This is a genomic window from Vibrio sp. ER1A (assembly GCF_000733315.1).
Classification (GTDB): Bacteria; Pseudomonadota; Gammaproteobacteria; order Enterobacterales; family Vibrionaceae; genus Vibrio; species Vibrio mediterranei.
On sequence record NZ_JPJA01000094.1, the window covers coordinates 273681 to 289210 of the forward strand.

10 protein-coding genes and 1 pseudogene are annotated in these 15530 nt (G+C 43.7%); 9 read left to right on the top strand and 2 right to left on the bottom strand.

Features of this window, described 5'->3' with window-relative positions; genetic code table 11:
* Positions 1 to 87: 87 nt before the first annotated feature.
* Positions 88 to 429 (bottom strand): helix-turn-helix domain-containing protein, encoded by a 342-nt coding sequence (locus HW45_RS24500; RefSeq protein ID WP_038230505.1) that lies wholly within the window; start codon positions 427 to 429, stop codon positions 88 to 90.
* Between the two features lie 127 nt (positions 430 to 556).
* On the opposite strand from HW45_RS24500, the gene HW45_RS24505 reads away from it, so the two are divergent.
* From HW45_RS24505 to HW45_RS24545, 8 genes are all read left to right on the top strand, one after another.
* Positions 557 to 1861, top strand: coding sequence for a replication initiation factor domain-containing protein (locus tag HW45_RS24505; protein WP_051868347.1), 1305 nt, complete (start codon positions 557 to 559; stop codon positions 1859 to 1861).
* A gap of 10 nt (positions 1862 to 1871) precedes the next feature.
* Positions 1872 to 2213, top strand: coding sequence for a DUF1293 family protein (locus tag HW45_RS24510; protein WP_038230509.1), 342 nt, complete (start codon positions 1872 to 1874; stop codon positions 2211 to 2213).
* A gap of 262 nt (positions 2214 to 2475) precedes the next feature.
* On the top strand, positions 2476 to 2727 hold the full coding sequence (locus tag HW45_RS24520; RefSeq protein WP_038230512.1) for a hypothetical protein: 252 nt from the start codon (positions 2476 to 2478) through the stop codon (positions 2725 to 2727).
* A 118-nt stretch (positions 2728 to 2845) separates the two neighbouring features.
* Positions 2846 to 4240 (top strand): hypothetical protein, encoded by a 1395-nt coding sequence (locus HW45_RS24525; RefSeq protein WP_038230514.1) that lies wholly within the window; start codon positions 2846 to 2848, stop codon positions 4238 to 4240.
* Positions 4241 to 4242: 2 nt separating this feature from the next.
* Positions 4243 to 4560: a DUF2523 family protein gene (locus HW45_RS24530; RefSeq protein WP_038230515.1), complete on the top strand. Its 318-nt coding sequence runs from the start codon at positions 4243 to 4245 to the stop codon at positions 4558 to 4560.
* 1 nt (position 4561) lies between these two features.
* Complete coding sequence (locus tag HW45_RS24535; RefSeq protein ID WP_038230517.1) at positions 4562 to 5665, top strand: zonular occludens toxin domain-containing protein; 1104 nt, start codon at positions 4562 to 4564, stop codon at positions 5663 to 5665.
* Positions 5666 to 5726: 61 nt separating this feature from the next.
* Entirely contained in the window at positions 5727 to 6005 is a 279-nt protein-coding gene (locus HW45_RS24540) for a hypothetical protein (protein WP_038230519.1), read from the top strand.
* Positions 6006 to 6030: 25 nt separating this feature from the next.
* Positions 6031 to 6369 (top strand): hypothetical protein, encoded by a 339-nt coding sequence (locus HW45_RS24545; protein WP_038230521.1) that lies wholly within the window; start codon positions 6031 to 6033, stop codon positions 6367 to 6369.
* 231 nt (positions 6370 to 6600) lie between these two features.
* Here the strand turns inward: HW45_RS24545 and HW45_RS24550 are convergent.
* Positions 6601 to 15333 (bottom strand): annotated as a pseudogene (locus HW45_RS24550) (tandem-95 repeat protein); the annotation flags it as partial.
* Between HW45_RS24550 and HW45_RS29645 the strand changes: the two are divergent.
* Positions 15320 to 15530: hypothetical protein (locus HW45_RS29645; protein ID WP_200874599.1), on the top strand; the 211-nt coding region annotated here is incomplete at its 3' end. The pseudogene HW45_RS24550 and the gene HW45_RS29645 overlap by 14 nt on opposite strands.

Below are 15530 nucleotides of genomic sequence, written 5' to 3' on the forward strand. Positions count from 1 at the left end.
ATTACGGGGGTACTTTCGGTGATGTATCGGTTTTCGATGCTCTCGCGATCTATCGTCTTCCGACTAGGTCTATTACATAATAAATCGTTAAGGGTTACTTTGTTCTAGTATTCCTTTAGTCGCATGCCTTATCAGTAAGCTTTCCAGAATCGTATCTATAACATTCCTTTCTTCATCGTCTAACGTGTTGATCTTATTTATCCTCATCAACAAGGTTTGATCTTTTGTTGTTTCCCATCTTCCGCACAGTTCATCAATGGATATTTCCAGCTCATTTGCGATTTTGATGAGGTTTTCCATTGTTGGCTGTCCTGCTCCAGATTCGTACTTTTTGTAAGCAGTAAGACTGATTCCCATCACATCTGCCATTTGTTGTTGGGTCATTGATTTTGACTTTCTGTTGGTAACTAACCTGTCTTTAAATTCCATATCAACCTCACATTTTGTTCATTATGTTTCTATTCTATAGCTGTTTTTGTTTACAGTGGTCTTGAAAGTTTGCGTTAGTTTCCCTATGGTAGCTTCATTAGTTACCTTGACAGGTTTTGGAGATACAATGGAAAACGCATCAAAAAGACACTTTGCTTGTTCAGAATGTGGGCAAATCTACACGTCGTTCTTCCATTGTGTTTGTCCGTTCTGTCGAGCTGGCGTTGTTCGTCAGCATGAGATTGATAGCAATGATATTCACGCTCGTACTTCTTACACTCACGAACATAAACCGAATCGTTATCTCAAGAGAGCAGCGCGCGTTAATCCAGAGTATCTAGGTTCTAAATCTCTTGATATGGACGTTGATTCCGAGTACTTAAACACGTCTACAACCATTGACTGGCTAGCGTTTACCGTCAAGTTGTCAGATTTTCGTCACTGTACAAAATCAGCGCCTTTCTCTGGAATTGCTTTCCCTGACGTTCCTGAACTACCAGCTATGAGAACTAGCAGCGGTCAAGACTTGGAAGATGTAAACGAGTATCGTCGTCGTGTTTATTCCTCGTACTTTGAAAAATGCGTTCTCATCTTTCTCACTAGGGTTCTAGGTTTTACGGTTGGTTGCCTGATTGAATCTAAGTTCAACTTCTACGATAACCACTTCAATATCTATTCGGCAGATGGTCTTGAGTTCTGTGGAAAGGTTGGGGTGGGCGGCTCTAATCAAAGAGATACGATCCACTTTTCTATCAATGCTCAAGGTTGTAAACACCTTTTCACTAAGCGCACTCGTCAATATGTTCACTACTGGCTGTCAAATATTCTCAATGTGACTTTGCTTACTCGTTGTGATTTGGCCTTTGATGACTTCGACGGTATTCATACTTGCAAGAATGTCGAACTGGCTTTTCTTGATGACGGCTTTAAACGTTCTCGCGGTATCTCTCCAACATTCACGAACTCTGACGAATGGCATATCGATGGCGAAGGAAACAAGGTTTATAGCGTCGAAATGAGAAGGATTGGATCTCGTTCTTCGCTGGTTCACTGGCGCATCTATAACAAAAAGCTCGAACAGAAAATCGATAAAGATGGCTTTGTCTGGTATCGCAGCGAGGTTGAATTGAAAAAGGTTTCGGTTGATATCCTCCTTGATATTGATGGCTATTTCTCCGGCCTTAATAACTACGCTAAATCACTTTTCTCTAAGGATGTTGAGCCTAAATCAATGTCCTTTAAATCAAAAAAACGTTGTGCTTGTGAAGTCCTTCAAGCGGCTTATTGGGCTAAACGTCAGTATGGCCGTGTCGTTAATGGCCTTCTGGATTTGTATCACGGTGACTTTGAGAAGGTGGTGTCGTCTTTGGTGCGTGACGACTCTCAATTGTCATTCACTTCAATGCACCAAAAATTAATTAACAGTTTATAGGAGTTCCAAAATGGTCAAGGTCATGGGGTTAGTTAAGCGTCAATATCCAAACGGCAAAAACAACAAGCCATTTTACGAATTGGTCATTCTTCGTTCCATTGAGAATGTTGATACCGAGAATTACAAAAAAGAGGGGCACGGTTTTGACACGGAGGTTCCGTACGGAAAAGATCCTATCAAGATACGTCCAGATTACGCCATTCAATTGCTTTCAACGGGGGCTTTTGTTCCTGAGCGTGAGTATGAATTTCAGCTTGGCTGCAACCCAAATGACGTTTACGAACAATGGGTTGAAAAGCTCATTCCTGTCGATGACGACATCAAAAAGCACTTTCAAGCATCTTTGAAGTAGGTGACTTATGCCGTATTGCGTCGTCGCTGAGAAAAGCACAAACGTCTTAAAACTTAGTGGTCAGAAAATCTCTGATTGCGACGCACTTGTCGTGATATCCGCTAGTGAATATCACACCTATATCGGGGCTTTGGAATTGTCATCTTCTGAAATTTCAGGGCTTCTATTTTCGGGCTTTGGGCTCGTTATCTTGGGTTACTTATTGGCTGCACCTATTGGTCATGTGATCCGCTTTATCAATAAAATATGAAAGGTACATTCTATGAAAAAACTTATCTCTCAAGCTAAAAAAGCCGTCCTTCTTGCTTCCATTTCTTTGGCTTCTCCGCTGGTTTTCGCTGCGGGTGAAGGGGCGACAAGCCCAGTAGACCAAATTAAAACAGCTGTGTTGGGTGCTCTTGATGGTCTGTCTGCTGTTACTGCTGTGATTTTGGCTGTTGCACCAATCGGTATTGGTATTGCCATTGCGTTTAAGGTCTTCGGTAAGTCTAAGCAAGCCGTTAATAAAGCATGATTTTCTTGCTCCATGAGCTAGTTACTGCCATCTGGTTTTTGCTAGGTGGCATGATTGCACTAGCCACAATTCAAGGTTTAAAGGGCGGCTGAGGTCGCCTTTTTTGTAGGTGGTTTTTATGAAGCGACAATTACTTCTATTCGGTCTTATTCTCTGTTCATTTTATGCGGTCGCATCAGCGAGGCTTCAAGTTGCTGAGGCTTTGTTAGCCAGAGAGAGGGCGGTTCAATTTGGCTCCCAAATGTTAAAAGTCGACACTGCTGTGAAAGCTGTCTCTCCTGTCTCTCGTCCGTACTTTGTTACGCCTTCAAACGTATCAATGTCTTCATTTGGAGGTTTCCTTAAAAGTATGTCTACCCAAGAGCCAGTTAAGACTGTATTAGCCGCGCTTGGCTTTGCGGTGTCGGCTGGTAATTGGGAATGGTCTTCTGACTCTAGTGGTGCGCCGAAACAAGGTAGCCTTTACTCCGTTCAACTCAGTCAGATGCGTTACCCTGGTTATGGTGTTTCTATTCATACGGCTCTTAAAAATACGTTTGCTGAAAATGGTCAGAACTATGGAACAATTGATACGGTTGAGGTTACTCAAGATAATGTTCTTGTTGCAACGACACACAGTGGTTGGCGTTATGTTGGGTCTTGGGTTCATCTCAAGTGCGATAGCGCAACTTCAACGGTAGAAAGCTGTGCTCCTGATTATGTTCCTAGTCAGGCTGATAAAACTATTCCGGATGATGCATTTGCGGGCACACTGGCATCAAGGTTCTCCAGTCTTTCTGATACGCAAAAACAAGCTCTGTTTCAAAATGCTGATGGCTCACTTGCTGACTTGGATTGGCAACCTGAGGCAACAACAGAACCTACCTTTAGTGATGGTCGTCCACTTCCGTCAATTGGTGATCCTTTATGGCAATCTGCACTTGATTACTCACAAGGGAAAACCGTTCCAGAAGACAAAGCGGCTGACGCTCGTTACTTGGCAGATAATGTGGCCAAGAGCGACCAAACGGTTTTAGAAAAGAACGCTAAAGGTTCTAACGGAGGTGGTACAAAACCCGAAGGTGGTGATGTCGATTTACAGCCTGTTATTGGTGCCATTCAGTCTCTGCAATCCAGTAATTCCAATGAGTTAAAAGCCATTAAAGAACAGCTTAAACAGAATGCCAAATCACCGGACTTAAGCAAGGCCGGAGAGGTAAGTTGTCTTGTTGGTTTGAAGTGTCCATCTTATGTCGACCTCAAGTATGAGAGCGGTTTAAAGGGGCTTCTCGATGACTTTAACACTCAGGTTTCTGCATCTAATCTCCTCAAGTTTCTCGATGGTTTTCGCTTTAGTGGTAATGGGAATGTGACGCCGCCAGTGTGGATTATTGATCTCACCAATGTCGATTTCTTGGGTAAAGGGCTAGGGCGTCATGATGTGAGTTTACCTAGTTATATCTGGTCGTTTATGCGTGCTTGTCTTCTTTTCGGCACGGTGATGGCCTGTCGCAAAATCATCTTTGGGGGTTAACTATGTTTGATTGGATTGTTTCTCTGTTCAATACGTTCGTTGAGTTTCTTAGCCGTTTGATAAATACCTTGGTTGTCATGCTCACGAACTTGGGGCTAGGGGGCGTAGATGTACTTCTTACTTTTGTTATCTCTTTGATTAACGGTTTAGGTTCGTTGCTGTCTCCCATTGATTTAAAACCGTATCTCAGCATGTTACCTGCCGAGGCTATCGATATCATGTCTCTCGTTGGTTTTCCTCAAGCTATAACGATGATCATCTCTGCGGTATCGGTGCGTTTTCTCCTTCAGCTTATTCCATTTGTAAGGTTGGGTTCGTAACATGATTAATCTCATTATGGGGCGACCGGGCGGCGGAAAAAGCTATGAAGCAGTGGTCTATCATGTGTTGCCTAATATTAAAGATGGTCGCAAGGTCATCACCAATTTACCTTTGAATATGGAAGCACTTATCGCTGTTTTTGGTGAGAAGGTTTCCGAACTCATCGAGGTTAAGTCCTTTGATTTGCATGACTATGGCAATGATAATAGGCCGTTTTCTAGCCCCAATGATTACAAGGATGAGTGGAGAAACGAACGGGGACAAGCACCGCTTTATATCATCGATGAGGCTCATATGATTCTTGGCAATCAGGCCAAAAAGGATCTTCTAGAATTCTATTCAATGCACCGGCATTTTGGTATCGACATCACTCTGTTAACACAGTCAGATAGAAAGCTTCACCGTGATATTCGAGATATGATTGAGATTGTGTATCGGTGTATCAAAAACACGGCTCTAGGCTCTAACAAAACGTATACGAAAAAGGTCAAAATGGGCTTGCGTGGTGATGTGGTGAACACTGAGCAACGAACCTATGAAAAGCAGTATTTCAAGCTTTATCAAAGTCATACTGCGTCCAACTCTGCTGTGTCTGAGGCTCAAGCAAAGGATGTTCGTCCTTTATGGCGTTCTAAAATGGCGTGTGCTCTGTATGTTTTTATCATTCTTTCGGTTGTTGGCTTGGTTAATGTTTTTAGTCAGGATAGCTTGCTAGGTTCGCCAGCTACACCAACAGGGTCAATTCAGACGATAGAATCCACACAAGTTTCTACGGAGGTTCAAGAGCCAGAATTCTATGAACATCCTTTAGGTGACTTTAATTTCTTAGTGACAGGGTTTTCAGAGTCTTTGGTTTACGTGAGCAATCAAATTGATCCATCAAAGTCTTTGCGAGAATACTATTTTCAGCTTTCACAGGGTGACTATCAAATGAATGTGACAACAGGCCAGCTTCGAAGTCTCGGCTATCAAGTTGAGCCTATTAATGATTGCTTCGCTCGTATTCGTTTTCAGAAGTTCGAGCAGTTGGTGACGTGCGCATCAAAACAAAAGCAAGTGATTGAAGAGTTTAATCCAGTAGCAAACGCATCTCTGCCTATATAGTTTTTGTATTTAACGCACCTTGTACTAGCTTAAATAGGAGAAACTGAAATTGGGTATAGCCATGAAATCATTAATTATTCTTACGTTGGGTCTAGCTTCTACGATGGCTTATGCACTGATGCCACTGAAGGACGAGAAAGTTATTGAGTTAGCGAAAGTATCAATGGAGGAACACCTACAGGAAGAGGGTTTGACGATTGATGATGCAAAAGTAGCGCTGGCGTTCAAAGATAAATTCGACAAGGCGACCGTTTATTTTGAAGTCGATGAACACCACGGAGAGCCTGAGATTTATGTCGTGATTTGTCGAGACAATAAATGTTACTTGAATTACCGATAATCCACTTACCAAAGGTAGAAAGCATATGGAGTTCTATCAGCACCAAGATATTGTTTGGTCTTCAAAAAGGCTACTTAAACAATCAGAAACCTTAGAAGTTAAACCTTGGCATATCTATTGGGGGAATCCGCTTTCTAAGCTTGCACGACAAGCATCAAAGCTGGGTGAGTTTCTATATGAAGAAGACACTGAGATTCTTTGTTTAAAGTACAAGTACTCATATGAGGATGTTTGGTCTGCTAGAGCGAATCTTTGTGAAGCTAACAGAATCATCTATGACATGAGATATCATCAAGTGATGACATACTTTAGACCAATGATTGCCATTTCTTTTACAGGGTTTCTCTATACTTTGTTTCTATAATCCAAGTGCGTATTATGTATATTATGTTAAATAAGATTTGAAGGAGATTAAAATCCTTACCTTAACCCGCTCTACTAACCTTGTTTTAGCCCAGATTTAACCATAATCGATATTTACCATAAAATACCTAATAAACACATAAACTTAATCTGACGATTACGATTATGTGTTTATTAGGATAATTACGCTTATAGACTCGTTCTCAAGTTGTAGTTGCTCATGTTTGTTTCACTACATTAAATTGTCGTCAAGGTCTTGTTGAGTGCCGCCACCTGCATTGTCATCAGTGTCAAAGCTGCCCGAGTCGTCTGTGAAGTCAACAGCAACTTGGGTGTTGTCACTTTGCGTCCAGTCTGTTCCTTGTTGTTGTTCAGTAGGAACTGTCTGCCCGCTTTGTGTTGATTGCAATGCGTACTGTTCATTGACGTCGATCTGTAATGTCTCACTTGCTCCTTCAATCGGTGCATCAAGTTCATCAACACCTTGATAGTTGACATCGACTTGTCCTTCAAATGAATCACTGAACGAAACGGTTAATGGCTGTGTGAGATCTCCTGATATTGTGTAACTGCCATCACCATTGTCTAGGCCACCTGTTACTTCAGCATCATTTGGAAGTCCAGTAACCACAATGTGGTCAACTTCATTGGATGAAGACGCCGCCTCTGGTGTTTCCAGACTAATAACATCACCTGGTGCGATGGTCACATCAAAGTTGTCATCTGTTTCAGTATTATCGTGCACTGCTGTCTCTAAAACTGTTGTATGCTGGTCCGAGGCTTCCATTGGTTCAACGCTCAGATTCAAGGGTATGTTTTGTTCATCTCCATTAGTAGAGATTGTAGTTGCTAGACTGATATCGCCATCGAACGTATCATCTGGCCAAAACGTCCAGCTATCTTCCCCGGTTGAAATCAACGCGCCGCTATCACCCGTATAGGCTAAAGCGGTAACGTCGGATTCGCCAGTCAAGCCTAGATTTTGCAGTACGAGTGACTCTGAGATTTCGATAGAAGAATCAGTAGCTTGAACTAGTAAGCCGCTATCAGCCGAGCTTTCTTCTACACCTACATTGAAGTGGCTTTGCACACTGTTCTCGCCATCGCTAGCGACGAAACCAATCTGAGCAGAGCCGCTATAACCTTCAGCCGGGGTGAACTGATAGCCACCCTGCCCGTCTGATTCAATAATGCCTTCACCACCAAGTAAAGAAACTGATTCAATACTAAGGTCTTGATGGTCATCAGAGCTGATCGTTGCTAGCATATCGCTATCTGAAAAATAGAGCGTTTCACTTGGGGTAACATCTGTTTGGCCAATACCATCAATTTCTAGCGCATTAGGTAATGAACTTCCTGGTTCATAAACGCCGATACTCAACTGCTCGTCATGGATAATTCCATCTTTTTCAATTACATATGCTAGGTCTACATTCCCATAAAAGTCAGGTGCTGGTATAAATGTCCAAGTTCCATCTGAGTTGGTGACTAATTCTCCCTGTGTATTATCAACTAAATGAACAAGTCTTACTGCATCACCCTGCTCTGCTTCCACATTTTGAGCTAGGTTAATGAGTTCGTCAGCACTAATGATGAGCTCATTACCTGAGATAACGTTAATATCACCAGCAAAGACACTGTCATCCTGACGTGTTGCTTCATCACCATAGTCGACTGTTGTCGCCGAAACGGTCACAAAGAAGTTGCCGTGAAAATCTTGCGGTGGCGTCATTTGCAGATTATTGATATCCCAATCGGTGATGATGATCTGCTGACCTGCTTCCTCAATTACTACGGTATGAGTTCCGTCGGTGATTTGGAATCCTACGGGATAGCCCGTCATCACAAGTTGACTTAGCAACTCCGAGCTATCAACTAACGATACATCTAGGTTTAAGTAGCCGGTTGTATCTTCTGAGAACACTAATGGCCCATCGTGTGCTGTTGTGATAACAGCGCCGTCAGCTACAGGACGAATGTATACGGGAACATCTAATGATGTTTCAAATTCTCCGTCAGAGACAATAACTTGCAGTTCGGAGATGCCTGCAAAATCAGCGGTTGGACTAAATGTCCAAGTGCCGTCTTCATTTTGGGTAATTTCACCACCATCTTCGGAATCTGGCATTATTACCCGCGAAACGACCAGTTCATTGGTATCTATGTCATCAAAGAGATCCACGAGATCTGATGCATCAAATGTAAAGGCACCATCCTCATTGGTGGTCAAAGATGCGTTGCCGACAGCAAATGGTTCATCATTAACTGGTATTACGTCGATACTAACCGTACCTTGAGCCTCTAAAGCGTCATCTGATACAGCATAGTCAAGTTCAACCAACCCATTAAAATCTTGACTGGTTATGAGGTGGTACATACCATCTGGTTGGACTTGCAATATCGCATTTTCCGGTGCTCTGACGCTTAATTGATCTAGAGTTAGTGTGTCCCCATCTACATCTGACGCTTGCGCAAGAATATACGCTGGGTCGATGACTAAGACTTGGTCTTCATCTGTAGATAGCGAAATTGCAGGTGCATCAGGTGTATCGTTAACCTCTGAAAGATTAAGATGACCACTTGCTTCTGTATCAAGCTGTCCGTCGTCTACTTTGAAAGTAAATGGAACATCACCATTGAAGTTCTCCGCTGGTGAGAATTTCCATGTTCCATCCAGATTATCGACAAGCGACCCAAATGAAGCGTCTATCTGAAGGTCCTTCGCCGTCAATGTATCACCGTCAACATCACTGGCATAAGCCAGTAAATCTTCTTGAGAGATAACGATACTCTCGTCTTCAACACCAGAAAGTTCAACACTTTCGGAGATCGGTGCATCATTCACAGCTTCAACGGATAGATTCAGAGTGTTAGGAGTAACGAACTCTCCGTCTGTAATCTTATAGCTGAGTTCGAGATCACCATTAAAGTCATCGTTCAGTGTAATAGTGAATGTACCGTCATTATTGTCTGCAATAATGGCATTTTCATCGTTGGTGGCTAGCTCGAACGCCGTCAACGCATCGTTGTTTAAATCGACAGCATTAGCTAACAGCATTTCCTGGGAAACCAATAAGCTTCCATCTTCTTGCATCGTCGCAGAGACTGGGGTTGATTCAGGTGCATGCTCTCTTGCATCAATATGAATGGTTTGTGAAGTGGTCGATGTATCTCCATTGGATTGTTCTGTAGAAGTCGCTTCAATGTTAAGGTCGAACTCGCCACTGTAATCAACCGGCAACTCTATCGAAATGGGCTCCAGCAGTGCCACCGTTGGCAGCGTGATAGGCTCGGAAGAATCAACATTTACCTCACCTTGATAAATGCTGGTATTCACCTCACCTAAGTCTATGGTAAATAGGAAATCATCAAAGTCACGATCCCCTCCGTTGTACATGTCTTCAATACCGTAGACTAGCTCATTTTCGTTGTTGAAATAGGTACGAGTATGATCAATGTTATCTTGATTTAGATTGGGGCTTGTTCCCCCATGGAAGATAGCATCACCATTCTGACTTCGAATTACAGTCTCTTCTCCATTGCTGCCAACAAATACCAGTTGTGGGTCAATAGAATCAGTAGTAGCTAGTCCACCATTGACGTCTTGAAACTCGTAATGCCCATCGTTGAACGAAGAGAAGTTGTTATGATTAAAACCATTTGGGACAACGAATAGATTAAAGCTCTCACCTTCTTCTAGATCAAAACTAAATGCGGATTGTCCGGGAATTAAATCTCCTCCGCCTCCTACCTGAGAGGCATTTTCGTAGACGATCTCAACGTCGTTAATCTGTCCATTTTGGTCAACCTTATAGTATCCGACGGCATTATAGTAGCCAGCTCCCTCACCTTCGAAAGTAACGGTAATTTCACTATCGACATAACTTGTCAGGCCATTATCTTGGTCATCGAGAACGGCTTGGCTGTCATAACGGAGTACTGAGCCTTCAGGAATACCACTTGCTTGAACGGTAACTGATTCAGAACCATCCAAATCAGTCACTTGAGCTGAAACATTTAATTCAATGATATTATCAGGGTCGACCTTGAGCCCGTCTACGCCAATTTCAGCACCTAGTTCATCGGTTACATTCAATTCAGGGTCGTCGGCGATGGCGTTGACAGTTAATGAGATCGTTTCTGTAGCGATTAATTCTCCATCAGACGCTGTATATGTGAGAGGAATCTCGCCGTTGAAATTATTAGATGGTGTAAAGCTAAAGCTACCATCACTATTCTCAATTAATACACCATCATTTCCGGAGTAACTTACATCGGTAATTTGCAGTTCAGTGCTATCGATATCTGTTACACTCTCAAGAAGTTGTTCTCGTGTAATCGTGATCGTATTGTCTTCATCGACATTGAGCTCCACTTGAGTCGTATCGGGAGCATCATTAACGGCCGCTACCGCTATAGCGATTGAGGCACTAGAGGTATCGGTACCATCAGACACATCAAAGCTAAGATTCAACGCACCATTATAATTTTCGTTTGGAATGAAAGTGTAAGTGCCATTGCCGTGTGTTGTTAATTCACCGTCTGAACCATCGTAGTTGACTCGAGTAACTGTCAACTCATCACCTTCAATATCACTCGCACCCTGCAGTAGCTCTGCGTCCGTAAAGGTTAAGGTGCCATCTTCATCCATGCTAAAGCTCTGATCGTAAATCACAGCGGCATCATTGACGGCTGTCACCGTCACGTCGAGTTGCGCTGGAGATACACCACCATTGCCATCGTCAACGGTATAGTTAATCTCGAACTCACCGTTAAAGTCTGCGTTGGGAGTGATGGTATATGTGCCATCACCGTTGTCGGTAATCACACCATTCGGCATGGTAATATCACTAATTGTGACATTGTCACTACCTTCTAAGCCATTGTCAGTGTTACCTTCATCGACGTTAAACAACGATGCAATATCAATTCCGTTGTCTGCGTTCGCCGCTTCTTCACTGGTCGGTAAGGTGAAGTTGTTCTGACCTCCTACTTCCTGACTTGGTACGACAATGCCATCTACGATATCGAACACATGCCAATGGTCACCACTGATGTTCTCTGGCAACTCCGGCGCGAAGGTTTGAACTAATGTATCTCCGACAAACACCTGAACTTGAACATTCTCAACCCCGTCCACATCCCAACTGCGATTACTGTAGTTATGCACCGAATAATGCATATTGGCATCTTGATAGTTAGGTATAGTAATAGTTTCTGGCCCGTGGCCATTGGTGTCATCAACATCCTGCTGAACCATACCATCGCCAAGTTGATGGTTCATATCGCGATAATAGATATGATCTAATTCTGCCCCAGTGTCGGTGTCGTAAAGCCACAAGTGATTGTCCATATCTCTTGGCGTTGCACCCCATGTCACTACGATTCGCATGTCGGTAGCTTCTAATACCTCACTTAGCGAAATAACGCCGCTATCGGTGGTTTCGCCGGCTGGAACGAGGAAGGTATTGGTAATAGCGCCCTCTTGCTCAATAGTGACATTACCTTGCTCAAATACATTGCCTGTCACTGTATATTGACCCTGGGCGTTGGTGACCGCAGTTGTTGAATTCCCTACGTCATCACTTAGCGTAACTTCTGCACCCACTACGGGCTGACCATTTTCAGCGTTGAGAACAGTACCGGACACGGTGGTCGATTCACCCTGCTCACCAATGACGGCAGTCATATCATCATTTTCGAGGTCGGTGGCAAATTGAAGCAATTCAGCTTGGGTCACGGTGTATGAACCGTCTTCTTCAATGGTAATGGGCACATCAGCTGAAATAATCGGTGCATCATTGACTGGGTCAACGGTGAGAGCAAGATTCCCAGCCACCGGTGTTGACCCATCACTAATATCGTAAGCAATATCAATTAAGCCATTGAAGTTCGCATCAGGTGTGATGGTGAAAGTACCATCACCATTATCTTGAATCGATGCATTAGCAGCCGACAGATTTGAAGCGGTGAGCTGGTCGCCATCAATGTCCGCGGCATTCGCAAGAAGCTGAGCTTGATTGACCGTAATACTGGTGTCTTCATCAACGTTGGCGGAGACATCGGAAGTGGTCGGTAAATCGTTCACAGGGTTAACCGTCAAAGTCCCTGCCGCTTGAATGGTTTCCAGTCCGTCAGAGACATCAAAGGCAAGGTTGAGGTCTCCGTTAAAGTTGGCATCAGGCGTAACGGTAAATGACCCATCTGGATTCTCACTAACGCTTGCATTACCGCCTACGGTTACATTGGTCGCCGTTAAGTCATCGCCATCAACATCATTGGCTTGTGATAATAGCTGATTTTGTGACAGTGTAATGTTTCCATCTTCATCCAGCGTATAAGCAATGTCACCGCTGACCGGAGCATCATTAACCGCAAGAACATTTACGTCAAACGTAGCTTCGACTTGTGCACCATCTTCATCGGCGATGACAATATCAAGCGTAACCGTTCCGTTAAAATTCTCATTAGGCGCAAAACTGCAGGTTCCATCGTTGTTGACGGTGAAGATGCCATCATTACCCGAATAGTTGACCTCGACCAAAGACACATCGCCTTCTACATCGAAAGCGCTAGAGAGCAACTGAGTTTCATTGAAGATTAATACATTGTCTTCATCAACGGTGTAAGACGCGGTACCAAAAACTGGGAGGTCATTGACCGACTCTACCGCCACGTTGATGTTCGCCGAGCTTGACTCTAATCCATCTGTGACGGAATAATTCAGTTCAAGGTCCCCATGGAAATTTTCATTGGGCGTAAAGGTATAGGTGCCATCACCATGGCTGTCTAATACACCCGACGTGCCATCGTAAGTCACTTGCTCTATAGACAAGTCGTCATTATCAATATCAGAGGTTGCAGACAAGATATCGTAATTGGTAATCAGAAGCGTTCCATCTTCTTGAATAGTAAATGGTAGATCTGTGGCGACAGGTCCATCATTGACTGGTGTAACATTGACAAAAACGGTTGCGGTATCAAAAGAGCCATTTCCGTCGGTCACGGTATATTCAAATGAAGCTTGTCCATTGTAGTTGGCATCCGGCGTGAATTGGATCTGTCCATTCTCATCTAGATTGACAGTTCCGTGTGAGTCGTCTGTAGAAGTTACGCTCACTAAAGTCAGCTCATCACCATCAATATCTGAGTCGTTTACTAAAAGATCGCTTGCTTGGAGCGTCAAGACTCCATCTTCTTCGACCTCAATTGCTCTCGAAGTGATAGTGCCATCAATTTCGATAAGTTGCTCTGTGACATTCAAAGTATCCTCAGCAGTGCTGTGATTTAAGTTCAGCTGCAGAGTGTTTGTTACTTCGCTTCCATCTCCTTGGATGGTTGTGATCTGAATTTCTTCTGCCATGGTTCTCGAGACAACCATGTTTTGCACTACGTAGGTTCCGTTTCCACCTGTTGTTCCTAGTTCAAAATGATGAACTGGAACATCGGTTGTGAAGGAATATGTATCTTCGTATTCCCCAGATTCACGATAACCACCTAGGGTACTGATAATGTTTCCTTCAGCGTCATAGGCAGTAATGTTCACTTGCGTTGCGTGGGAGCTAGTTTCATCAAAATACCCGCCGAGTCCATCAAGCTGGAACGTAATTTGATTGACGTCTTCTCCTTCAACCGTAACCGTGAGAGTTTCATCGTCGCTGAGTCCATTGGATGACTGATTACCTATTCCAGCACCGACATGGCTATTGGGACCATTCCAGGCCGCTAAAGCACCCTCACTAACAACCGTTGTAACGACAATACCATCTTCAACGTACGTCGCGGTGTCTCCATCGACGTTACCCCAATCGGATGTCGATGCTGTCCCATCAAAACCTTGGCTGTTTGGATCGTTGTCGAAACTGCCCACTCGGATATCACGAGTGTCCGATTGAATCTCAACAGTATTTGGTACAAATTGAACTTCGGTGTCAGCGGGATATTCCAATCCAATAACCATATCCGCCCAATCACCGTTTTCATCGAGATATTGTACCGCCCCATGCTCTGGTGCGACGTCTAAGCGGATCATAGGTTCAGCACTAGACAAATTGACGTCATCACGAGCAATAACAAGGTCGTTTATAGGATCAACTGTTAAGTTTAACGCGGTTGCGACGGTTTCTTGTCCATCAGTCACATCGAATGTGAGTGACAAAGGCCCATGAAAGTTCTCGGCCGGAGTGATAGTGAAATTTCCGTTGCCATCATCAGTCACCGTGCCAAATGCTTCTAGGTATAGGTTTTCTGCTGAGAGTTGGTCACCATCAACATCGGATGCGTGGATAAGCAACTGTTCCTGAGACAAAGTAATAGAATTATCTTCATTAACTTGATAAGCAATTGGGCCTGAAACGGCCGGGGTATCATTGACGGAGAGTACATCAATAGTCGCGGTGGTTGGAGACGTTAATCCTGACTCATCAGAAACAACAACTTGTAAAACGACTTCACCATCAAAGTTTTCATTTGGTGAGAAGTAGTATGTTCCATTTTCATGAAGGGCTAAAATACCATCGCTACCACTATACGTCACCGAATCTAGTGAGACGGCTTCCCCATCAACATCGCTCGAATTTGCCAACAGTTGTTCTACTGTGATGTCAATTACCCCTTCTTCATTGACTGAATAGGACGTTGAACCCGCTATCGGCGCGTCATTAACGGCAGCTACCGCTATATCTACCACCGCACTGCTGGTATCTGTGCCATCAGAAACATCGAAAGTTAATTGAAGTTCGCCATTGTAGTTTTCATTTGGCGTGAAAGTATGAGTACCGTTACCTAATGATGTAAGTACACCGTCGGTACCTTCATAGTGGACACCGGTAACCGTTAAATCATCACCTTCAATATCACTCGCACCCTGCAGTAGCTCAGCGTCCGTAAAGGTTAAGATGCCATCTTCATCCATGCTAAAGCTCTGATTGTAAATCACAGCCGCATCATTGATGGCTGTCACCGTAAGGAGGAGAAGAGAAGGAGGAGTAGAGAGAGATGAGGAAGAAGACGAAGAGAGAGGAGGAGAGAAAGGGGGGGGAGGGAAAAAAAAAAAAAAAAAGGAGAAAAAAGAGAGAGGGGAAGGGGAGGAAGAGAAGGAGAGGAAAGAAGAGGGAAGGAGAGAGAGGGAAGAGACAAGAGGGAAGAGAAGAGGCAGAGGCG